19 protein-coding genes, 3 tRNA genes and 1 pseudogene are annotated in these 23,892 nt (G+C 28.8%); 6 read left to right on the plus strand and 17 right to left on the minus strand.

The annotated features are described in order from the left end of the window. Window positions 1–4: 4 nt before the first annotated feature. A complete protein-coding gene (locus GvMRE_RS12135; RefSeq protein WP_147411505.1) occupies window positions 5–2,191 on the minus strand; it encodes a hypothetical protein in 2,187 nt (728 codons plus the stop codon). A gap of 133 nt (window positions 2,192–2,324) precedes the next feature. Here GvMRE_RS12135 and GvMRE_RS14250 point away from each other — a divergent pair. Beyond that, window positions 2,325–2,558: pseudogene (locus GvMRE_RS14250) on the plus strand (IS200/IS605 family transposase); the annotation flags it as partial. 122 nt (window positions 2,559–2,680) lie between these two features. Further along, window positions 2,681–4,435 carry a hypothetical protein gene (locus GvMRE_RS12145; protein WP_147411506.1) on the plus strand — a complete coding sequence of 585 codons (1,755 nt, stop codon included), beginning with the start codon at window positions 2,681–2,683 and terminating at the stop codon, window positions 4,433–4,435. Window positions 4,436–4,516: 81 nt separating this feature from the next. Here the strand turns inward: GvMRE_RS12145 and GvMRE_RS12150 are convergent, their stop codons facing one another. Next, a complete protein-coding gene (locus GvMRE_RS12150) occupies window positions 4,517–4,741 on the minus strand; it encodes a hypothetical protein (protein ID WP_147411507.1) in 225 nt (74 codons plus the stop codon). 78 nt (window positions 4,742–4,819) lie between these two features. Between GvMRE_RS12150 and GvMRE_RS12155 the strand changes: the two genes are divergently transcribed. After that, on the plus strand, window positions 4,820–5,125 hold the full coding sequence (locus GvMRE_RS12155; RefSeq protein ID WP_147411508.1) for a hypothetical protein: 306 nt from the start codon (window positions 4,820–4,822) through the stop codon (window positions 5,123–5,125). Window positions 5,126–5,216: 91 nt separating this feature from the next. Here GvMRE_RS12155 and rpoC read toward each other — a convergent pair whose 3' ends face one another. The 5 genes from rpoC to GvMRE_RS12180 form a co-directional block, all read right to left on the minus strand. Further along, the gene (rpoC, locus tag GvMRE_RS12160) at window positions 5,217–8,909 is read right to left on the minus strand and encodes a DNA-directed RNA polymerase subunit beta' (RefSeq protein ID WP_147411509.1); all 3,693 of its coding nucleotides are present in this window, start codon (window positions 8,907–8,909) and stop codon (window positions 5,217–5,219) included. Between the two features lie 2 nt (window positions 8,910–8,911). After that, window positions 8,912–12,928, minus strand: coding sequence for a DNA-directed RNA polymerase subunit beta (locus GvMRE_RS12165; RefSeq protein WP_147411510.1), 4,017 nt, complete (start codon window positions 12,926–12,928; stop codon window positions 8,912–8,914). 15 nt (window positions 12,929–12,943) lie between these two features. Beyond that, window positions 12,944–13,354, minus strand: a complete 411-nt coding sequence (locus tag GvMRE_RS12170; RefSeq protein ID WP_147411511.1) for a hypothetical protein — start codon at window positions 13,352–13,354, stop codon at window positions 12,944–12,946. A gap of 3 nt (window positions 13,355–13,357) precedes the next feature. Next, window positions 13,358–13,849 carry a 50S ribosomal protein L10 gene (rplJ, locus tag GvMRE_RS12175; protein WP_147411512.1) on the minus strand — a complete coding sequence of 164 codons (492 nt, stop codon included), beginning with the start codon at window positions 13,847–13,849 and terminating at the stop codon, window positions 13,358–13,360. A 90-nt stretch (window positions 13,850–13,939) separates the two neighbouring features. Next, a complete protein-coding gene (locus GvMRE_RS12180; RefSeq protein WP_147411513.1) occupies window positions 13,940–14,632 on the minus strand; it encodes a hypothetical protein in 693 nt (230 codons plus the stop codon). Between the two features lie 615 nt (window positions 14,633–15,247). On the opposite strand from GvMRE_RS12180, the gene GvMRE_RS12185 reads away from it, so the two are divergent. Beyond that, on the plus strand, window positions 15,248–15,619 hold the full coding sequence (locus GvMRE_RS12185) for a hypothetical protein (RefSeq protein WP_172575415.1): 372 nt from the start codon (window positions 15,248–15,250) through the stop codon (window positions 15,617–15,619). Here the strand turns inward: GvMRE_RS12185 and GvMRE_RS12190 are convergent. From GvMRE_RS12190 to rpmH, 6 genes are all read right to left on the minus strand, one after another. After that, the gene (locus GvMRE_RS12190; protein ID WP_147411515.1) at window positions 15,616–16,002 is read right to left on the minus strand and encodes a hypothetical protein; all 387 of its coding nucleotides are present in this window, start codon (window positions 16,000–16,002) and stop codon (window positions 15,616–15,618) included. The genes GvMRE_RS12185 and GvMRE_RS12190 overlap by 4 nt on opposite strands. A 602-nt stretch (window positions 16,003–16,604) precedes the next feature. Further along, window positions 16,605–17,267, minus strand: a complete 663-nt coding sequence (locus GvMRE_RS12195; RefSeq protein WP_147411705.1) for a superoxide dismutase — start codon at window positions 17,265–17,267, stop codon at window positions 16,605–16,607. A gap of 138 nt (window positions 17,268–17,405) precedes the next feature. Continuing rightward, a tRNA-Ser gene (locus tag GvMRE_RS12200) sits at window positions 17,406–17,499 on the minus strand. A 249-nt stretch (window positions 17,500–17,748) separates the two neighbouring features. Then, window positions 17,749–17,824, minus strand: a tRNA-Ile gene (locus GvMRE_RS12205). Window positions 17,825–18,267: 443 nt separating this feature from the next. After that, a complete protein-coding gene (locus GvMRE_RS12210; protein WP_147411516.1) occupies window positions 18,268–18,867 on the minus strand; it encodes a hypothetical protein in 600 nt (199 codons plus the stop codon). Between the two features lie 56 nt (window positions 18,868–18,923). Beyond that, a complete protein-coding gene (rpmH, locus tag GvMRE_RS12215; protein ID WP_147411517.1) occupies window positions 18,924–19,052 on the minus strand; it encodes a 50S ribosomal protein L34 in 129 nt (42 codons plus the stop codon). An 83-nt stretch (window positions 19,053–19,135) separates the two neighbouring features. On the opposite strand from rpmH, the gene GvMRE_RS14580 reads away from it, so the two are divergent. Together GvMRE_RS14580 and GvMRE_RS12225 are read left to right on the plus strand one after the other, a co-directional pair. Then, a complete protein-coding gene (locus GvMRE_RS14580; protein WP_425451147.1) occupies window positions 19,136–19,570 on the plus strand; it encodes a ribonuclease P protein component in 435 nt (144 codons plus the stop codon). After that, complete coding sequence (locus GvMRE_RS12225) at window positions 19,563–20,741, plus strand: hypothetical protein (protein ID WP_147411519.1); 1,179 nt, start codon at window positions 19,563–19,565, stop codon at window positions 20,739–20,741. Before GvMRE_RS14580 ends, GvMRE_RS12225 begins: the two co-directional genes overlap by 8 nt. A 21-nt stretch (window positions 20,742–20,762) precedes the next feature. On the opposite strand, the gene hisS is transcribed toward GvMRE_RS12225, so the two are convergent. The 4 genes from hisS to GvMRE_RS12245 all read right to left on the minus strand — a co-directional run bounded on the left by hisS (window position 20,763) and on the right by GvMRE_RS12245 (window position 23,152). Continuing rightward, window positions 20,763–22,013, minus strand: coding sequence for a histidine--tRNA ligase (gene hisS, locus GvMRE_RS12230; RefSeq protein WP_147411520.1), 1,251 nt, complete (start codon window positions 22,011–22,013; stop codon window positions 20,763–20,765). 155 nt (window positions 22,014–22,168) lie between these two features. After that, window positions 22,169–22,402, minus strand: a complete 234-nt coding sequence (locus tag GvMRE_RS12235) for a hypothetical protein (protein ID WP_147411521.1) — start codon at window positions 22,400–22,402, stop codon at window positions 22,169–22,171. 56 nt (window positions 22,403–22,458) lie between these two features. Further along, window positions 22,459–22,532: transfer RNA gene (locus GvMRE_RS12240), tRNA-Pro, on the minus strand. 140 nt (window positions 22,533–22,672) lie between these two features. Continuing rightward, entirely contained in the window at window positions 22,673–23,152 is a 480-nt protein-coding gene (locus GvMRE_RS12245; RefSeq protein WP_147411522.1) for a small ribosomal subunit protein uS7, read from the minus strand. Between the last annotated feature and the right edge of the window lie 740 nt (window positions 23,153–23,892).

Here is a 23,892-nt window from a genome sequence, read left to right on the forward strand (position 1 = left end):
TTACTTAATTTTTAAGATTTTGACTATCTGAATCGTCCAAAGATATTACTAATTCTCTTCTTTTTCTTGTTGCTACTATCGCGATAGTTATTATTCCTCCTATTATCAATGTTGCTAACGAAATCTTTCCTCACGGAAGATTACGAAACAAGGAGGAAGAATCATTTTCTCTACTTAAATCATTTTCTACTTTATCTAGAAGGTTTCTTATTTTAACTCCTTGTTCTTTAATGAGAATTGTGTCATCTCTTTCTAATAGTAATTGTAGTTTTTTTCTAAGAGCTTCTTTTTTTTTCTTATCGTCATATTTTAGAGATGAGTTTGTCTCTGTTTTCAAGTTGCTCATTAATCTATTTATTCTCATATTATCAATCGACTTAATAAGGAGTTCTTTTATATTTTTTAGTCGACTCTCAGAAATATTTTTTTTACTGGTTTTTATTTCTTTAAATGCTTTTATTTCTTTATTAGCTAAATCTTCTTCTGTAACTCTAGATTCAGCCATTTTGTTTTTAATTACTTTCAAAAACGTCTCTTTAAGTCCTTGAGGATCTTTTAAGAATATTTGTTTAATGGAAGAGTTAATAGAGTTTTCTATAGAACTATTAAAGGATTTCGTTCCTCTTAATTTTTCATTGTTTTCAAGTGAAGTTTTTAATAAATTGGTCTCTAAAACCGCTATTTTTTCTCTGATATCTGTCAATAAATTAAGTTCGAAAAAAGAAAGACTAGTAGTGTCATTACATTTTTCAATTTTTTCTTCTCAGGATTGATAAGCAGGATCTAACTTGAAATCATTACTGTTAGTTAAGAAATTTTCTCTAAGAGCTTTTTTAATATTTTTAATTGATTCAATTTTAGCTTCTTTTAGTTTTGCTTTTCCTAAATTTACACATTCTACGCTGCAAAAATTTCTTTTATTTCAAATGTTGGTTAAAGTATAATAGTACTCTTTATTACAATGTCAACACCTTTCTTTTTGTTCTTTAATTTGAGAATATTTATCTATTATATTTTTTTTTAAGTTAAAGATTTTTTCTTTTCTTTCTTTTAACTTCTTAAAATCATTCTTCTTTTTCCTTTTTGTTTCTCTTACATCTTCATCATATCTTGGAATTTCGTCTTCTTTAATAATAAGTAATGATAATTCAGAAATGATTTCAGAAATTTTAATATCAGCTCTTATTCCAACATCTTTTTCTTGAGCAGATTCATCTTCAAAATTTTTCTTTATGTTTACAAATTTTTCATCTTTTTCAAAATTGTTAATTAATTCATTAAACCTTAATTCATTAGGATCTTCCTTTCATAGTTTTTCACATTCGTTAACTTCATTATTATGTTCTCTATCAGTTAAACCTCCTTCTGCTCTCCATTTATAAAAGTGTTGGTTTAATTTTTTTATTACTTTTCTTTTAGCAATTATTATCTCGCCATATTGTTTAATATATTTTTTTAGCTCTTCTTTTCTTCTAGATACTAAATCATCATCATCATCATCTTTTAATGTTGCTGGTGTAATCGGTTTTTGTTTTGCGATTTCTTCTACCTCTGAATTAAAATAATCGTTCAATTTGTGTTCATCATTAATTTCATAATAAGAACTGTTCGAGGTAAGGTTTTCGTAATAAAAAGTATATTGTTTCAAAACAGGATCGTTATCCATTTTTTCTCTATAATTTTTAACTATTTCATTGTACTTTTCTTTATTAGCATTATTAACTTCTTCTTCTTTGGGAAAATCTCATTTTTTTTTTATACTATTAGTTTCTAGCAGAGGTTCATCACCTTGATTAAAAATTAAATTATGATAAGAATCTCTTGGAATAATGAGAACATCGTTTTTTTCTCCTATTCATCATGATTCCTCAAGCAACACTTTATCTCAGTTCAAATCTTGAATAATAAATTCTTTACCTATGGGATTAGAAGCAACTAATGGTTCGTAAAGAACATCAACTTGTCCCTTTTTTTCTCCTTCTTTATAAACTAAATCAATAAGTATCTGATGAATTCCTCTTTCATGTGGTTCATCTTCATCTTCATCTTGTCATGTCGTTTTATATTCTTCTATACTTAATTTCAAAAAAAATTTCCCCTCCTGACCTTTTCTAAACCACTTGGATTCTTTGATCTCCTCAAAACCAATAGTTTTTATTTGTTTTATTTTGAGTCTTACACTTTCTGTCATTAATAATATTTTGTTTTTATTTTTTAATATATAAGTTTTAACATTAAACTAATGCTAACAATATTTTTTTATATAATATAGTATATGGAACTAGATAGCAACAATCATTCTGTATTCGTACTAACCGACTAAAAGAGAGATATTCAAATACATTGCTCCTAATTACTACATAACTCTCCATGAATAGAACATGATATCGACCATATCCATTGTTTATTCAAAGCCTATCCGAATAGTAAGTTAAGTAAGTTCATTAATGTTTACAAGACTGCTAGTTCTCGACTAATCAAAAAAGGAATATCCAACCATTAAGAAACAGTTATGAAATGCAAAGCATTGTCGGAGACCAAAAGAATTCTTTTGAAGTAAGTTGAAGTAAGAGTTATTGCTTACTACTCCGAGGGAGTTTTTATTAAAACTATTAAGCATCATATCTGATCCTAATGAAAAAAAGATCATGCCTAAATCTATTTAAATATTGTCTCTATTTTGCAACTGGAAAATCTTACTAATTTATTTACTGACTCGGCTAGTTCTGGCAAATTAATCAATTTTTCTATCACGGATTTTGGCGAGAAAATTCAGAAAGTTAAAATTTCTTTTGGTCAGGTTCCCTTAGGTATTTACCGAAAAGGACCCAAAAGGAAAAGAAAGCCCATCTTTCATGATGAAGAAAAGGAAAAAGATTTATACCAATTGGCTACTAATTTAACTCAAAAAGGTAGTTTTTGTGCTTCTTTGCGGAATTTTCAACAAAAAGTTCTTATGAACTTTACTCCGGAAGACCTTGACCAAGGCTTATATTTTTCTACTTTTACTTTCAACAATTATCAGAATAAAATGCCCTTCTCTTTTGCTCCCTGGCGAAAAAAAGGAAAATGTCTGGTTCCTGGTTGTAATGGCAAGCATTTTTACCGTCGAGTTTCCCGTCTAATTTCTTCCTTCTTAGCCGAGAAAAAAATTGCTAAAAAAAGATTGGGGAGAAATTTAGAAGGAGTAAATGACCTCTTTAAACGAGCTATTAATGATATTCAGAAAATTTGAAGACCAAATGGTTTTAAATATGTTGCAGTTCCGGAACTTCACAAGTGCCAAACTTCTTGTCATTGGCTGGGCAAAAAACATCGCAAAAGTTCTTGAAAAGACCACGATAAATCTCATTGCTGTTGTCCAACAAAACATGATTGTCTTCGCAATTGGCACATTCATATGCTCTCAACCAATTTTTTACCACCCAAATATAACCATGAGGTTTGTGGATTAGGCAAATATAATAAGCGGGGCAATTCCCAAGTTTGTTGGGACCATCGCGCTTATATTGTTCATGATATTTGAAACCATGGACTAGTTGATATTAAGCGGTTGTCTTATTTGAAAATTAGCGACAAGCTAATTGGGTCTGTAGAAGGAGTAGTCACCTACCTAACTAAATATTTAGCCAAATCCTTTCAAATGCGATCTAATAAAGAGTTAGCAGAGAAAGTTGGTTTATTATCAGGCATGAGGATTTATAAATTCTTTCGAGTTACTTATGACTGTTATCAGGATAAGAAAAAAGGGATAGACTTAACTTATATAAGTGGAAGAGTCCGTAAGCCCAAGTGCTACTCGCACGTATTTATCAATAACGACTATGGTTATATCGAACAAATTGAAAAGGATATTCGAAGTTCTTTACCTGAGTTTATTTGACAAGCCAAAGAAAGTTGACAATTGACCGATATTATTAAAATGTGTTTGAGTTTTTCTAACCGTAACTATATGAAGAAAAATTGCTACTGAAAGGCTTGCGACACGAGCGACGATTCTATTTGAACCAAAGGGAAGGGGTGGAAAATTCTCTGTCCCATCACTGCTAAATATCACTTAGAGCCAATAATCAGATGAGAATTTGAGTTCAAAGATTCAGTTACTTACGCCGCTTTTAAGGATCTTATTTGCCCCGCCTTACAACTTTTAAATCTTCCTAAATTTCAAAAGTTCTCGGATTATCGAATAAGAGCGGGCGATTATAAAAAATTTGCCCGCCAAGCCGAGTTGCCTTGAAACAAAGAAATAAATGGATACGCTCCTTTGGAAGAAGCAGGAGAAAGTATTAAAAGTCCCAAATGACAAAAAAATGTTCCATTAGAATTAATTTATAATTTTGTTTATTTAAAAGAGATTAGTTCAAAAATTTCTTCTGCTAATTTTTCATCAGGGTTAAGCAGTGAGGATGCGATGGCCCGTTATGCTGATTATTAGTAGTGTGTTTTACAACTTCAATTAATTTGCATCTCTGTGTATAGTATTTTGCTGAAAAAAATATCAAAAAGATACTAATTTTTAGACTTCTATAATTTCTAAATCTTTATTAAACTCGTCAAAAAAATGAATACTAACTTTTGATAAAATTGATTTTGCCTTTTTTTGTTCTAAAGCATTGCTAGCTTCATCAAAAAGAAATATTTGAGCTTCTGATTTAGTACTGAGAGTATTTTGCAGATTAGTTCATTGCCTTTGTCCTGTTGAACCTGCTTCTAATAAGGTTTCGTGTGCTACATAAGCCACATTATTTTCTCGTCAATGTTGTAATAAGATCTTGATTATATTAAATAAAAACTATTCTCAGAATAGTAAAATATTCTTATGAAAGCTGGCAATTATGTCAAAAAAAATAAGAACTCTAATGAAAACTTTTTTCAGGTACAGGGTAAAATAATTAGTAATTCGTTAGTAAATAATACATTTTTAGTTGAATGTATTGCTAATAAAAAAGTAATCGTTGCCGATATTGCTGCTCGCTTTCGCACTGCTCAAGGAAAAAAAAAGGCAAGAAGAAAATTTCTAGAAGGTAGAAAAGTAATAGTGGAGATAACCCTAAAGGATTTAAAAAGAGGACAAATTATTTCTTTGATTGACGAACAGATTGACGAACAAAAATACGATGAATAAGAGGAAAGCTCATTTTGATTTTGAACTTATTGCTAAGCTTAAAGTTTCTTTTGTTAAAGGAATTCTTCATATATTTTCCCTATTTAATTTTTTAATTTATGTTTTTTGTTAATCTGCGTTTTTTAATCAAGTGTTTTTCTCTTTCTTTGAATCCTGTGCCAACCGGAATTAGTTGACCAGCAATTAAACTTTCCTTACTGCCCAACAATTCATCAACTGGTCTGTATAAGGAGTAATTAATTAGGTTTTTTAGAGAATTTTGAAAAGAAATACCTGCAAGAAAAGAAGAAGGAAAAGATGATAAATCCTTTAAACTAGAAATAATATTTTTAAAGATGATGAGTTTTTTTTGCTGTGCTGCTAGTGACTGATTAACTTTTTGTACTTGGTAGTAGTTTATTATATCACCTGTTAAATATTCACTATCACCTGTTTCTATTATTTCTACTAAAGATAACATTTGTCTAGAAAATATTTCGATATGCTTTCCATTAATTTCTATACCTTGACTGCTATACACTTTATTTATTTCTTCTTTGATGTAAGTCTGGCAATTGTCCCTTCCAGCTATTTTTAAATATTCTTCTAGATCGACTTTTCCTACAGTGATTTTTTCGCCTTTTTTTATCTTGTTTCCTAGACTAACTCTGATTAATTTGTCTTCACTTCTTGGATAAATGATTATTTTTGTCCCATCTTTTTGCTTAATTATTTTTTCTTCTATATTTATTATTTCACCATCATTTTTTGCTAAAATGGCTTTTTCTTCTTTCTTTACCTTTATATTATCAAGTATTTGTTTAATTTTTGGTAATCCTTGAGTAATGTCTCCTTCGCTATCCGCTATCCCTCCAGTATGAAATGTTCTCATGGTTAATTGAGTTCCTGGCTCACCTAGAGACTGAGCGGCAATTATTCCGACAGCTGTTCCAATTGTCACAACTTCACCAGGTTTGCTTAGATCTGATCCATAACATTTTTGGCAAATGCCTTTGACTGATTCGCAACTCGATGGGGAACGAACTCATGCTGAAGTTATTTGATTTTCTTGAATAATTCCTATTTCTTTTTCTAGCAAAAGAGTTTCGCTAGTTATAATAATTTCTTCTTTTTTGTTGCAAATATTACGAATTAAATAGCGCCCGTATAATTGCTTGAATAACGGTAGTTCATCATTTTCTTCTAACAGTATTCCTTTATCAGTTTGGCAATCAGAAGAATTTATAGAGATACTTTGAGTAGACTCGACTAGTCTTCGAGTCAAATCACCTGCTATAGCTGTTTTTAGAGCTAAATCAATCATTCCCTTCATCGCTCCATAAACTGAAGTAAAAAACTCAAAAGGTGATAATCCTTCTCATAAGGAAGAAATAATGGGTGTTTCAACAATTTCTCCTAGATAGTTAGTAGTATGACCGCGCATGACAAAAAGTTGTGCAAGATTTTCGCTACTAGCTCTTGCTCCTGAATTCCAGATGTGATAAAAAGAACTGTTGCTATTTTTTTCTAAGTTGTTGATTAATTGTCTTTGCAATTCATCTTTACATTCTCCTCAAAACTCAATTTTTTTCTGTATTTTTTGTTTTTCGGTGTAAAAACCTTGAGAGTAATGATAGTCTACTTGCTCAATTTTTTTCTCGGTTTTTCTTAATAGTTCTTTTTTAGAAGTTACTTCATCCAATTCAAAGGGTGAAATACTAATTCCAGAACGAGTAACATAGGTGAAACTGATTTTTTTTAATTTATCTAGAAAACAAACCATTTCTTTTCGTGACACTTCTTTAACTAGTTTATTGAGAAATTCAATGATGTCTTTTTTTTTTCACCCTGCTAAAGGTTGGTATATTCTTCATTTTTCATCAACTTCGTTTTTATCTATTTTTGTTATCATTCCTTGATACTGTTCTTCTTTTTCGTTATAACTTCTTAAGTCACTAACATAAAAAGAAAAACTTGAAGGCAAAATTTCATTAAAGATAATTTTGCCTAAAGTAGTAAAAAAAAGTTGGTCTTTGTTATCAGCAAAGTTACGATTGACCAGACAAGATGGAATAACAACTAAGTCATGAATATCTATCTTTCCTTGTTCATAACTTTTTCAAAGATTGCTTATTTCATCATAGTAATGTCAATTTTTGTTTTTGCTTTCTTTAGTTAAATAATAAATTCCTAAAATCATATCTTGATTAGGTACAGATATAAGATAACCGTTTTTTGGATCAATAATATGATGAGAGGATAAAATAAAGTCTTTAGCTTCTTTACATGCATCATTAGTTAAAGGTAAATGAATAGATATCTGGTCTCCATCAAAGTCAGCATTCAAAGCCGTAGTTATCAAAGGATGTAATTCAACCGAATTACTAAGTGATAGTTGAGGATAAAATCCTTGAATACTAAGACGATGCAAACTAGGAGCTCTATTAGCTAGTACTGGATGATCTGAAATGATTTTGCTTAAAAAAGAAAAAACAATGGGATTTTCTTCTGATAATAATTTTTCGGCTTCTTTAACCGTGAAAGCAATTTTCTCCTTTAGTATTTTTCTAATAATAAATGGTTTGTAAAGAGCAAGAACCATTTTTGTTGGTAAGCCTATTTGGTCAAAAGATAAATTAGGATTAGGGACGATTACTGACCTAGCTGAATAATCTACTCTTTTCCCCAAAGAGTAACGACGTATTATTCCTTCTTTGCCACTCAGACTTTGTAACAAACTTTTAATCTCATTTTGTTGACTACCACGTGATGATCCATATATAATTTGATCAACTGATTCTTGTAGTCTTTTCTTTTCGCTATAAATTATCTCATTAAAAAAAAATTCGCTATTAAGAAATTCAGATAATCTATTATTAATGAATAATATTTTATGGTAAAGATTGTTATGTTGAGCAATAAAAACAGTATTTTCTTCTTTTAACTTAGTAACTGGTCGTAGACCGCAAGGAATTACTGGAAGTTTATGAATGATCATTCATTCAAGTTCTATGTTATTTTTCTGCAGAGCTTGTAAAAATCTCAGTTTTTCAAGATCGGATTTTCCCAACGATTTCTCGTCACTTTCTCGCATTTTTTCTAATTCTTCTTTTATATTGATTGTTCTAATTAACTCTGCAAAAGCTTCAGTTCCAATCTTGATCTTTATCTGCCAATGTTCTTCTAAAAAGTTTAAATAATTTTCTAAAAAGATGATACTTGCTCCTGTATTTTCTTGCTTATCTTTTTCAACATCTTTATTTAATTCCTTAGCTTGAGAAATAATTTTTTTATCTAACTTTTCGTCCTTTATAATCTCCTGCAAAATATTACTAACTAGATTCATGTCCATGTTTTTATTTAGAACTTGCTTTTTTTTTAATAAACTAGTTAGGCCATTGTCAATAACTACGTAAGCTTGAAAATAAATAATATCTTCTAGAGTCTTGGCTGGTATTCCTAACAACCTACTTAAATTAGTAGCCAAGTTTTTAAAAATAGCTATGTTGACTACAGGAGTAACTAAATCTATATGACCGATTCTTCAACGTTGAATATTTTTTTCAGCTACCAAAACTTTACATTTTTCACATACTTGACCTTCATTTTGTTTACCCTTGCACTCTCCGCAATGACATTCATAATTAATAGAGGGACCAAAAATTCTTGGATCAAAAAGACCCCCTGGTTCAGCTTTAAAAGTTCGAATATTCACTGTTTTGTGATTAGTGATATTTCCAAAAGAAAGATGGGTAATTCTTTGTGGCGAAAGCCAACTAATTCGTAATGATTGTATTAAATTCATGTTTACTTATTTTTTTTACTAAAAGTCTCGTAAAAATCGATTTCTTTCCCTTGATAATCAGTAGCTCTAAGATCGAAACCAATTCCTCGTAGGTATTGTAACAAAAGGTTAAAACTTTCACTTTGACTATTTCGAAGATCGATTTTACGATTGTCGAATAATAAAGCATTTTGCGTTAACCTTTTTTTATATATATCATCTGATTTAGCGCTCATCATCTCCATTAAATTGTAAGCAGCTCCGTGAGCTTCTAACACTCAAGCCTCCATTTCTCCAATTCTTTGTCCGCCTTCTTGAGATCGGCCTTTTAAAGGCTGTTGATAGATTAATGAATAAGGACCCGTATTTCTTGTGTGAAGTTTATCAATTGTCATGTGATTTAGTTTTATAGTATATATATAGCCATTATAAATATTTTTCCTAAAAGGTAAGCCGGTTTTGCCATCAAATAATCTCTGGGACCCTCAATTTTCTATTCCTGCTTCTTCAATTATTTCTTTGATTGTCTCTAAAGAAAGAGTGGAAAAGGGTCTAACAAGAAATTTTTTGTTAAGCTTATGAGCTGCTTTTGCTAGTATAGTTTCGAGCAACTGGCCAAGATTCATTCGAGTCGGAATACCCAATGGGTTAAAAATTATGTCAATAGTTTCTCCTTCTTCATCAAAAGGCATATTAACTTCAGGAACGATTTTAGCTACTACTCCTTTATTACCGAATCGAGTGGTCAATTTATCACCTGGCTCTATTTTTCTCTTTTGTGCTACGTATATTTCTACTAATTCTAATTCATCCTCTTTTTTATTTAGGTTTTTTCTTTTGATATCGTAAACAAATCCTTTTTCCTCAGAAGGCAAAAATAGAGAAGAATTTACAAATCGTCGAGTTTTTTCTCCTAAAATATTCATCAAGAGCAATTCTTCTTCAGTTTCCTTTTGGAGGCTGGGTTCGGGAGTAAGTTTACCAACTAAGATGTCATTCCCTTTTACCCTAGTACCTAACTTTACTATTCCCTCTTCATCTAAATGAGAGAACTTACTTTTTTCTAAACTAGAAGAAAAAGAAGTAAAAGTTTCTGGACCATATTTAGTGTTGCGACGTACAATAGTATGTTTTTTAACAAAGAATGAGGTAAATATATCTTCTTTTACCAACCTTTCGCTGATGATAATCGCATCTTCGTAATTGTAACCTTCTCAACATAAATAAGCTACTCTCAGATTATAACCAAGTGATAATTCTTCATTATTAGCATAATTACCACTGGCAATTATTTGTCCTTTTTCAATTATTTCGCCTTTTTTGACTAAAGATTGGGAGAAACTAAGAACATTTTTGTTAGAAACTATTAATTGTTTTAGTTCATAATATTTTTCTTTTTTGTTATTGTCTTCTTTTATTATAATATGTTTGTTATCTGCGTATTCTACTGTTCCTCCTTCTTGAGCTTTGATAACAAAAGACGAATTGTTTAACAGATTAGATTCTATCCCGCTGGTTATCAAAGGTTCTTCGCTCTTCAATAAAATTACTGCTTGGCGTTGCATGTTAGTAGCCATTAACATACGAGTAGAATCGTTATGATGAAAAAAAGGAATGGTTGCACTAGTGACTGAATTTAACTGATAAAAAGAACTGTCAATATAATTTACTTTTTCTTTTTTTATTTTTAAAAAATCCCCTTGATAACGGGCCAATAATGTTTCTTCTAAAATTCTGTTTTCTTCGTCAATTTTTATATTAGCATGAACTATATATTTATTTCACTCTTCTTCGCTAGTCAAATGAACTAACTGGGGGGAAATTACGCCATTTTGCACTAGATAATAAGGAGCAGTTATTTGTCCATAATTATTTATTTCAGCCCCAATAGTTAAATTATGAATTAAACCAACTTTTTGTCCTTCAGGAGTTTCTATTAAATCATAGCGACCATAATATGAAGGGTTAATATTACGTGCTGCTAAAGTAGTATTAGCAGAACTAAATCCACCTAGCCCAAGCACGCTTAATTTTCGAATGTAGGAAATTTCAGCTAGAGGATTATTTTGATTTTGGAGTTGTACTAAAGCTGAATCATTAAAAAAAGTTTTAATTATATTATCGAAATCCTTTAAGTTAGGTATTGCTAACAAGTCAGCTTTTTTTAATTGTGAAATTTTGGCTAAATACTTATTATCTATGTCTTGAAGAAAACTACCCAATTTGTTATCAAAAATATTGTATACTAAATCTTCTACACTACGAACAACTTGGTTAGTTAAGTTATCTTTGTCTTCATCTTTTTCTGTTTTGCCTAATCCATGATGCAAATTAATATAACTAGAAACAATACATATCAGATCAGCTAGATCAAAATATTTTTTTTCTTCTGGTAGATCCTTGCTGGTAATTATAGATATAGTTTTTTGAGCTGACTCTGCTTGTTTCAATTGTTTCTTTAACTCAATTACCTCTTCTTCCATTTCAAATTTAACTACTTCAAAAGCTTTATCAGTTTTGTTTTCAATTTTTTGAATAGGTATTTTTGGATTGGATAATGTTAAAGCTAAGTTGTCTATTGATTTTTCTAGTTCAGCAATTTTGGTTTTAATTTCTTCAATAACTTTTTGATCTTGAGATGATTTTATTATTTTTATAATATATAAAACGTTGGTTGAATGAGGAATAGAAATGCCCACTAATTCGTCTTTATTCAGAAAATTTTGTAACAATTTCAATTCTTTTCCAGCAAGAAGAGTATTTTTTTTTAAAAGTAATCTTCCTTTACTATTGTAAATATCTTCAGCTAGTACTTGACCAGAGGCTTGTTTGAGGATATTTACTTTTTCATTAATTTTCTTCCGCCCTAATTTTCCAACAGTAAAGTAAGAGTTATAATTAGTGAACAAAAAATTAGGTAAACCATCTTTTCCAGTTTCTAACGGTTTAGTTTTTTGATAATCTTCAATATTTAGGTCTTCATAACTGAATAAGTTTTCTAGTAACTCCTGAGTAACTGAAAAACTTTTAAAAATTTCTAGCAAATCAACTACAAGTTTAGAGTTAAGGAATTTTAATTCAATAGCTCGTGGCTTTTTAACATTGCGAAAGATACGAATTCACGAACCTTTTAGAGGAATAATTTCGCCATAAAAACCATTTGCTTCATTTGTAAAAAAATAGATCGAAGGTGCGCGAACTGACTGAAACACTACCACTTTATCGTGGCCGTTAATAATAAAATTCCCGCAAGAGTTCATTTTAGGTAAGTGACAGAAAATTACCTTTGCGGTTTGCTCATAACGAAATCCAACCGACATACTATCCTGCCTTTTTTCTAAAATTTCAAGAGTTATCCTCAATTTTTTATCTTTGCTTTCTAATTCTTTTATTTCTCATTCTTCATATTCATTATTCTCTAACGATTTAATTTTGTTAGTTAAACGTCAAGAAATATTCTCATGTGACTTTTTCTTTTTTTGTTCTTTATCTAGCAGAAATTCTCGAAGTTCTTTTTTAGTTTGAGTTAATAATAATGTTAATTCGCTTGATGAAAAAACTTTTCTTTCACATGTAAATTCTTCAATTTTAAAACTTTCTTCTATTCATTGGGTGATACATTCTTTTAAATTACTACTTGGGAGTTTAACTTCTCGAATTCTTTCACAATCTCAAATAACTTTTCAAAAGAAAGAAATTGCATTACTCCATGTAAGAAAATTGTCCCGCGCTTCCTCTTCGGTAACCTTAACCTCGATTTCTTTATCTCCTATTTTTTTTTTTATTGTTAACTCTTGGCATTCTATGTTCTTAATTTCTATCTTAATTTTGTTATTATAATCACTAAATTCGATCGGATTTTTCTCAGGAAAGTAAAAGTGTATTAATTTTGACAATCTATTAAAAAGATCGTTATATTTTTTTTTTCGCTCTTGAGCAAAGTTTTTATCTGGTAGGTTCTGAAAAAGCGGTGAATGATTGGGACCTAAGTATTCTCGTCGCTGATTTTTCCCACTTTTAATTATTCGATACGATGACATTTATAAAAAAATTTTTTATTTAATAATTTCAAATTCTGCCCCTTTTTTTTCCATTTTATTTTTAAATTCTTCGGCTTTGTCTCATGGAATATTTTCTAGAACAATTCCTTTTTTAGCAAGTTTCATAGCTTCAAATTTGGTTATATTCTTTTCTTCTAGTTCTTTAACGGCAATCACTATATCTTCTAGTATTGGAGTCATGGTAGCCTTTTCATCTTTCATTTTCACTCATTTAACTGAAACATTACCTTTTTCTTCAACTTTTTCTTCGGTTTTAGTTGCGGCTATAGGCTGAACCAGGGCTTGTTCCTCAATATTTAAATCTTTTTTTAAACCATCTATTAATTCGCTGATTTGCCCTAAATTTAATTTTTTTATATTTTCTTTGATTGTGCTTACTTCGTTGCTATTTTTTATTTCTGACATATTTTATTGATTTGTTTCTTGGGCTGATTTAATTTTTTCTAAAACATCAACAAGTCTTCTGGTATGAAAATTAAGATAATAGAATAAGGTATTTATTAGTACTTCTTTGCTTGGCAAGTTGGCTCATTTTTCTAGCAAGGTATTTTCTACTAGTTGTTGATTATAGATGCCACCTTGAAATCGCCTAACTTCAGGATGGTCCTTTTCAAATTTATTGAGAATTTTTAATGGTTTATACTCGTCTTCCTGACAAAAGATAGAAGCATTAGATTCTTTTAATTTTAAAGAATAATCAAAAAAAGCTTTTTCTACTAAACTATTTTTATAAATTTTTCAATAACTTCCAATCTTTTTTAATTCTCTTTTTAAACAGAATATTTCTCTATCTTCAACTTTACAGAAGTTATAAAAAATAACTGCCTTAGAATTATGAAAATTATTTTTAATATCTTGAACGATAAATTGCTTTTGTTTTTCTTTGCTAATAGCAGGCATAATCACTATGAATATTATTAAATAAATTTTACATAACTTTTTTTTAACTCTTCTAAAACAGCGGTTAAGATTTAATTTGTTTTTAAAGTTCTAAGTTTTAAACATTTTTAAACCCGGGCCCATAGTAGTAGAAAGAGTTATGTTTTTTACAAAATCTCCTTTTCAACTACTAGGTCTTAAACTAGTTATACTGCTGTACAAAATTTTATAGTTTTCTTCTAATTGTTCAGAACTAAAATTACTGTCGCCAATTACCATTTGAATATTACCAGCTTTATCAGTTTTTATTTCAATTTCTCCTTTTTGAAATTTCTCAATTTCTTCTAATATATTTTCGGTTAATGAACTATTTTTTTTAGTTGGATAAAGACTTTTAGGACCTAATAATTTTTGTAATGGCTTAATTGTTTCTTCGCTAGCAGAATGAACTAATATTTTGGTAAAATCTCAATGGGATTTTTTTTTCTCTACCCTCTGACGAACTTCGGGTATAGTTAATAACTCAACTTCCTTAATTTTTTGACATTTTTCTAAAATATCCTCTGGTAGTCCTTCTTTTATTATTGCCACCTTTCTTTCTTTTTCAACCTTATGAGGCAAAATTAATTTAGTTTTCAGAATATTTTTTTGATTAACTCAATGAAGGGAAAAACTCACTTTAATGTTTTTTAATTTTTCAGGATTATTAGCACGCAAAAATTCTATTGCTTCAGATAAATTATAATGCTTATTAGAGATCTTTTCTTTAATTTCTCGATAACGACGGGAGTGCGAATTTTTCATTTTTTTTACATCTATAAATAAGTTACAAAAATTTTTGGTCTTCTTTAATTAAATTATTTAAATTATTATCTATTATTATAAGTTTTATTAATATGTTTAACATGGACGCTGATATGAAAAAAAAATAGTATTAAAAAAATGAACTCAGTACTATGTGCGTAACTACTCTCAAAAACAAGATGACATGTTAAAATTTTCTTGACTAAAGGTCCGTTTTTAAAAAAACAGTTTTCTATTGTCCTAAAGTTATCAATTAATTATTTCTATTGGGTTTGAAAAACAAAAAGTTTTTTTCTATATTATGTTTCAGAATATGCTTCAGAAAAAATAGATTTTCCCCCCTTATTCCTATAAATAATTTGTTTATAATAAGTGTATATAAATGCAAAAAAAACACTTTGACTTGATTTATTCAATCTTTTTTTACTTTATTTTCTTTTGATCTAAAATTAAAAGAAATAATTATGTCTAAGTTTACAATTCTCTTAGCAAGTTTGATTTTTATTGGTTTTTCTGCTTCTCGTAGGTGTTATCTTCTTTTAACAAAACACTTATTATTTTCATAATAAAATAAAAATACTAAAAGCAAGAGTGTTTTTTTTGTTGTAAGACAAAGTGTTAAAAGTAGATTTTCCTGGAATGGCGTTTGAAAAAACCGACTCTGTTAAATTTACTTGGATAGTAAGTAAAGATACTCCATATACTCAAGGCCTTTTGTTGTTTTTTACACTTAACGATGATGGTACACCTGGGAAACAAGTGGCGTCTGTAAACATAAAGGATATCAGAAGTGAAGCTTTAACCATATCGCCATTAGCAATCTTCCTCGAAAATTATACACCAGGCATATTTAAGTGCGCTGTTGCTTTTAAAAATGATGCTACAAATATAAAGTTTTCTAAGTCTTTTAGAGTAGAAGGTAGTGAAAGTAACAAAATTGATTTTTTTACGCTAAATCTTCAAGCTTACAAGTTTATTTTGTCTTAAAATATTCTTGTTTTTTTAGACAAACAAAAAACCGAAAGTATAAGCACTTCGGTTTTTACAACAACCAGTAGCGCTAGTTCTGATACTACCACCTTCACTTCTAGTAGCACAACTGCTTGTTCTATTGGTTTTTGCACTACTACTAATAACTGTAAAATTGGAGCTTTTCCAACTCCGCCCAGCACTGACAATAATGGACTAGGAGAGTTTGTAGGTATAAATGGTGCAACTAAAGAGCAAATAAGAGATTGCCTTAGTGATTCAAATTCAGTTCAAAATTGTACTCCCAATAATAATGGTTGTTTTGAAAAAGATTTTACTTGTTCTTCTGGGAGTTTGGTTTTGTTAGGAAGTTGCGCCGGAAAATCAACTTGTGTATTCAAAGATAACTTTAACAGTAACAAAATATTTTGTTTTGAATAAGTTTCGATTTATTGTTTCAAGAATTATTTTTTAACAATAAATTTACTTAATTTTTTTAAATATCTATTTTTCTTTGTTTATATGTTTTTTTTAAGAAGCTGTCAATAATTAGAAAAATATTAGATAGTTTTAAAGTTTAATAAAAGTAAAGTCGAAAATGACAAATAAATTATTTAGCATTACTTATTATTGACGTCAACAGGAACTGATTTTTTTTAGCAGAGTTTTTTACGAACAAAGAAAGATATGTTATTTTTCTACTTTGTTTCAGTTTTTGTTAAGAATAAAAAAAAACTCAGGAGTGCGAACTGCTCCTATTTAACTGTTAAGGATTTGAAATTGGAAGTTTACTAAAGCTTAGTAGTTTTATCACTGTTATGCTCAATTTTAATCTTTTCTGCAATTCATTTTTTAGAGAAGTAGAAGTTTTTTTTACTCTTGCTAGGATTTAGACAAAAAATAGAACTTTTTGAATTTTTCGGTGCGAAGAGAAGAAATAGAAACATTAATTACCAATTGATGACGACATTTCTCAAAAAAAGTGAAGAGGACCAGAGAATAATTAAGAATTTTTGTAGTCAAGATAAACATTACTAATGTACTTCCAATTTAATAGATGTCCTAACAATTTTTTCACGTACTCTTTGCGATCAGTTCCAAAATCAAGATAATAGGAGTGCTCTCAAACATCGATAGCAATAAGTGGGCGCAAATTAAACAATCATGGACTATCCTGATTGGCAGTGTTGACAATTTGTAATTGATTATCTTCATTTAGCACTAATCAAGTTCATCCACTTCCACGAACTTTTAAGGAACTTTCTATTAGTTTTGCTTTTAATTCTTTTAAACTAGTATATTTTTTTTGGATAAGCGCTAACAGATCTGGATCAATTTTCTCCTCTTCTTTGTAAGGTTTAGTAAGATTTGCAAAGAAGAAATTATGATTAATTAGTCCACCTCCAAAAAAACGCACATCTTCTTTCAGTTTAGATGGTAACTGTTCTCAACATTTCATTAATTTTTCTAGAGTAGGAAAATCTTTCCTTAGCTTTTCTTCTTCTATTTCTTCTAGTATTTTTTCGTTAAGATTTATTTTATAATTTTCATGCAAAACATCATAATGATAATGCATGGACAAGAAGTTAATTATTGGTTCTAGCTCATTAAGTTTATAAGGAAGATCAATTTTTTTATAAAATTCTTTCGTAATATTTTTGTTCATATTTTATTATAATTTAGCTGATTAGTGATAACATATAATAAAATTCATCTAGCATTCTTCTTCGAAATTACGAAATTAAATATAAACACTCTCTGAACTTTTATTATAATTGTATAGTCCGATCAAAATAAAGCAAAATGGCGGAGTGAGAGAGATTCGAACTCTCGCGCTGGCTATTAGGCCAACCTAATTTCTTAGCAGGAAATCCTCTTAACCACTTGAGTATCACTCCCAATATTTAACATTTTTTTATTTTTGTATGAGGTATTAAGTCTCTACAATTTTTACAGTTAGTATCATAATTAATTAATTTCAATCTAAAAACTGCTATTTGAAGTACTTGTCTTTCTTTACACTTAATACATTTAACATCTAAAGAAAAAGATAATATCCCTCAAATTATAAGAAGAATATTCACTATCATTCCTAAAGTTATTCCTAATATAAAAATTATTAATTCCTTCCACATTTTTAATAATCATGGTGGGACCAGGTGGATTTGAACCACCGACCTCTCCGTTATCAACGGAGCGCGCTAACCACTGAGCCACGGTCCCATTTGTAATACTATTTATTTTACTTTTACTATTTTACTAAATGCTAAAATTAATATTACAAGGTCAGAGAATTATTTATTTTTCTAATTCGATAATGTCAGGAAATCACTAAAAAAGAATTTAATTTTATGTTATTTAACATTGACTTATCAAAAACGGTAAAGTTAGTTTTAAATGTACAGTTTCTTCATTTACCTTGTCTTCTAATATAAGGTTCCTTATAAACTTACAGCCTTTTTTTTGCACGAGAATCATAATCATGCCTCTGGTTTCTCCTAAAATATTTGCTTTTGCTTCAATTAATAGCGTTTCTGCCACCAAATATCAAGATAATTATACTTCTTTGCCACAAAAAATTGTGATGTTTCAAAGATAACCTCAAAATGATGATTTCTAGAAAGATATTAAGTCTATTAAAAAATTCTCTATCTTTAGTAGAGTAGTTAATAACTTATTGATCTTTTCATTTTTTGAAGTTCTTGATAAATTAATCAAATGTCAAAAGCAGCAAAACATATTGGAACCAAATAACTCAAAACCATTAATTCTTCTCAATCAGTACCTTTTTCTTCCTTTTGTGATTTAATAAATGATTTAAACAATTCAGTGGCAATTGTTATTATCCCAAATTTTTTTAACGTTTCTTTGCAATGTTCATTTGACTCGGTAGCTTTAGTAATTATAAAGTCTTTTTTTTTATCTGATATTCCTTCTGTTTTATTAACGGCGAAACACATTTGATTGAAAGGAGATTTTAATAAAGCAGTAACGAACCCATCTAGACTAAATAAAAGCCCTTGAATTAAAATCATAATAATGGTAAATCACAACACATTACCATTTAACTTGTATTTATTTGTAAGTCTCTTACCATGTTTCACTATTATAAAGAATCAAAATAAGTAAGCGACAATATAAATGCCTATCAATCTAAATAAACATTTCCAGTATTCATGAAACTTGTCACTTATTCTCTTAAAAATTTTTTTGTCTAACTTTTTATTAGTATCGTTTTTGTTTACTTTATATCTTTTTTGGTTCATATAAAATTTAATTTACAATTAAAAATCTCATCGTTATTTTTGATCATTAGCTTTGTTTAAACTGTTAATTTTCATCGATGCTTAGACCGACGGAAAGTGATTATTGAATGACTTTTTTTCATACGGAAAAGAAAGCCATGCTTACGTTTTCTTTTTTTTTTCTTAGGTTGGTAAGTTCTTTTCATAAAATTACTGTATGTACTATAATAATCTTTTTACTATGTTGTTTTTAGTATTATTATAAAATACATGTCAAATAAACATGATGATGTTGTGAAAACCTTATCGTTTGCGGAAAAATTGGATGTTTCAAGCAATAATTAAGGACAAGAGTAAAAAAAGATTAATCAACTCTAGCTTTCTTGTGTTTGCAACTAAAAATTCACTAAACAATTGTAAATTCGGCATTAGTATTCCTAAAAAAATGCTTAAAGGATCTTTTAAGAATAAAAAAAAATCCTTTAGTGTCAAAAGAAATAAGTTTAAGAGGCAGATTCGTGAAATTATTATTCGCTACTTGAAGCTTAATAACAATAGTTGTTGAACATCTGTTAATCATATTCACTATAATTTAGTAATTATTATTCGCCATCATTATTTAAATAGTGATTTTTCTACCAATCAGATCAATTTGAATAATTTGTTTTGTTTAATTTTTGGGAATACGATTGGGAATGAAAAAAAATTATATAATAGTGTATAAAAAAATCAAGGTAGTTGTAAATTTGATTAGGAATGTTTTGCGAATACTTTATTTAATTATTTTTTTTTATTGAATTACTGGATTTGTCTCTTATGCTAGATGCACAAGTTATTATGAAGCAATAAAAGACGAAAAAATAGAATTTCACAATGAGAAAACTAACAAATACTATAATTCTGGATGGTTTAACAATCCAGAAGAAAAGAGTATAGCAGAAATTGAGGAAGACGTTTTAAAGCAAATTGAAAAAAAAAAACAAACTAAGTGTAAATATCTATGAAGAACTAAAACGAAAGAATTTGACAAATACTTGGAGAAAATAGAAAAGCTGAAAGAGACAAATCGTAGCGAAGAAGAGGAGAAAGAACTAAAAAAAATAATTAGAGTTTATCGTGAGAAATTTTTTAAAGAAAAAACAAACACTATTAAAAATATTGAAAAGGAATTGAAGAGTAACAGACTAGAGATTTTTGAACTAAACGATGGAAGAAATTGATGACAAAGGATGCTTTATGATCCATTGGAATTCTTCATCATTTCTCCTCCTCAAAAATTTAGTAAATGACTAAAATTAGACAGTTTTCTCTTTTCAGAAATTATCTTTAAATTAACGATAATCGAACTTCTTTTGATTCTAGTTAGTTTTTCGGAAACAACAATGTTACAAGAAAAAAGTATCGAAAGATCTCAAGATCTTTACTTAAGCGTAGAGGAGAAAGAACAAATTAACAAAGAAATAGTACTACAAACGGGCTACAAACTCTTTAACACTTTTATGATGTTATTATTTAATTTTTTTCTCCCTATTCACCCTGCCTTTTTTGATAAAAATAATCACTTATTTAAGAAAAATGCTGATCTCCTTTTTTGAACAATTCCTTTGTATCTTTCTACTTTTTGTTCTAATTTATCTACTGAATTTTTGCATCGAAAACAATTGCTAAGCGCTCAGGAATTAAAAAACTATATAAAAAAAAATTGAGCCATTAATTTATTTATGTGTCTTTCTATATTAGCATTCATGAAGTTTTTTAATTTAAGAAGTGTTGGTAATCATTTACTAAATTTTTGAGGAGGAATGACTAAGTTTATAATTAACATGATTAGAGTGAAATTTTCAATTCAAGACTTAAGTAAAAAAAATGATAAAAATTCGACGCATATTAGTTAAGTTCTTGCGGGAGTTTTTTGCCTAAATTAATGAAAATAATTCAATTATTCTTTTTGTCAAGTTCTCTCTTTTGACAAAAAAAACTTGTTCTTTTAGACAATCTTTTACAATAATTTTCCCATTTTTTAGTTCTTTTTCTCCTAATATGACTAATACTTTTGGTTGATAACGATCAATAATTTTTGACAGAGATTTCAGTTTTGTAATTTTCAAATTATAATCCACTATTAAAGGATATTTTTCTAATTCCGATTTTCAAGCTAGTATATCATGGTAGGCATTAGAGATGAGAGTTAAGAAAAAAATATCAATTTGACTGTCAATTTTTAATACTTGTTTATTTTCTAAATAATCTACTAAGCGATCGATTCCAAAGGCAAAACCGAGAGCTGGTATCTTTTTGTCTACCATTTCGAAATAAAGTTTATCATATCTCCCTCCTCCCACCAGGGCTTTTTCTTGATTCAAAATAACTTCAAAAACTAATCCGGTATAATAATCTAATCCCCTTACTAAGCGATAATCATACTGATAGGGTAAATTAAATTTGTCTAAAAAATAATTAAGTTCATTTACGTGATCACTATCTTTACTACTTCAAACATCTTTATAAGAAGGGTAAATATTTTCACTTTTACATGACGTACAGTCTAGTATCCGCAAAGGATTCGTCTTATATCGACTATAACAATTCACACATAAATCAGGATTATTTTTTTTAATAAATCTTTCTAATTCTTTTTTATATTTTTCTTTGATTTCTTTATCTCCTAAATAGTTTAAGCTAAAAACAAAGTCTTTAATTCCTAAACCAATTAAAATATCAGAAACGAGTTTTAATATTTGATAATCAGCGATAACCCCTTGAGCATTAACTAATTCTACTCCTAATTGCCAAAACTCTCGATATCTCCCTTTTTGAGGTCGCTCATAGCGGAACATATTAGCCCAGTAATATAGTTTCAATGGATAACCTTCTCTAATTAGTTTATTTTGACAAACCAAACGCACTGTGCTAGCGGTTCCCTCAGGTCGCAATGCTAATTCTCGACCTTTTTTATCTAAAAAAGTATACATTTCCTTATGAATAATATCAGTGGTAGAACCCAAAGAAGTAGTAAACAATCCGCTGTATTCAAAGGTGGGAAAAATTATTGGCCAGTAGTTATTCTTGCGAAGTATTTTTGTAATAATCTGTTGAATCTCATAGTATAAGAAAGAACGAGGAGGAAATATATCTTGAGTGCCACGCGGTTTATTAGAAACGATCATTAATAAAATAATTTTATTTGTCTTCCTGCTGGTGCTACTTTTAAATTGCAATCATTAAAAATGAAGGCAAATGAATGTTTATAAAAACATAAGATCTTGAAATATAACTTCAGTAACACAAATCTTAAAGCTAATTATTTTTTTACATTTTACATTTATTTAGAAAATTCACCCTCTATCTTTTTTTTCAAATCTTCCAGCTGTTTTTGTAAAAAAGGATCTTTAAGTAACTTATCTACTTTGTAAGGATTTTTCATGATTTTTTGTAGTTTTCCTATTTTTTTACTTATTCATAAAAAACAGGCAAAAAATCCAGATATAAAAGAACCCATCAGCAGAAAAATAAATAATCAAATATTGATAGGAAAACCAAAAGTTAGTCAATTCATGTGCCTTTAAAATTTCGAAATGTATAATTATAATTTATAATGATAACTGTAAATAATGGTCGGAACGACAGGAATCAAACCTGTGTCGCTTGGTCCCAAACCAAGAATCGTATCATTGGACCACGTTCCGAATAATATTAATTTATTTTCTTTGTTATGATTATCCACGCTTTAGAAGACGAAAAACTTAAGATAGAAGGTTCTTAATAACTTATGATAAATCAGTAAAATTACAGGGAAAGTTTTAAAGAATGATTAGTTCTTTTATCGTTATTTTATTTTCAAAGAGCTAGTGGAAGTCATATTACTCATTACTTCCTTATGAATGTTTTCTTTTTTTTTAAAAGCTTCTCCAGATTTATTATAAGCATCTTTTATCTCCTCAGCTAGATTTTCAGACATAGGTTTGTTTGATCCTCTCTTTCTAGCCCCTTCTATTAATCATTTCAAAGCTAATTTGATAGAACGTCGTCCCTTAATCTCTACTGGAATTCGCTGTTTAAGGCTTCCAAATTTGCGACTTATGGTTATTAGAGTAGGCTTAATATTTGCTAGCGCCTTTTCTAAAACATCTAAGAAAGGTAAAGAATTTTTTTTCTCAACTAACTGAGCAGCTTGATAAACTATTTTCTTTGCTTTTCTTTTTTCTCCATCTTTCATTATCTTATTAATCAATTTACTGACATTTTCTGAAGAATATTTTAAATCAGGTTTTATTAAATGCTCTTTAATTATTTTTTTTTTTCTCATTAACTTATTTTTTCAAGATATTTTTATTATTCACAAATGATAAAATGAATTAGTTTATTATATTATTTATTATTTATTTATTTTAAAAGGGTTAAACTAAACCATATGCTTTATTAAAGTTTATGTAAGACAGCTAATAAAGACTATTTGTTAAGATCTTAGTTATATGCTTATCCTAATGGTCTGAACGTAGGTTTAACTTAAATCAGAAGTATTTTGATTGTTCGAAATCTCCAGGGGAACTATGTAATTATGATTAATCTTTTAGACTTTTAGAAAAAATATTGAGCTAAAGGCAAGAAATTAAATTGCCTTTAAATAAAAGATCTAGGAAATAATTTTATGACTTTTTGTTAAAAAAAACGCCGTAAATTTCAACTTTGGCTCATGAGTAATTTTATATATCAAACTAGGCGCTGTAAATTTTTCCGCAAAAAAGATCACTTGATTTATAAAATGGAGAACACAGATAACCATCTGGACATTGTGCATCTACCCTTACACCATTGTTTCTATATGAACAGTTAAAAATAATGGTAGGATATTTGCTATCACAGCGAGCATTGTTAGGATCGTTGGGATTATTTTTATTGACAGAACAAAACATATTATTATAGGGTTCGGCCTTAGGAACGATGGAAGCAGGTTGTTCAGCGGCCGAAGAGTTTAGAAAAATTAAGACAATAACAAGGGTTAAAGAGTTGATAAAATTGAGATACATTTTGCTTTTTAAAAAATAA

The organism is endosymbiont GvMRE of Glomus versiforme (assembly GCF_003546845.1).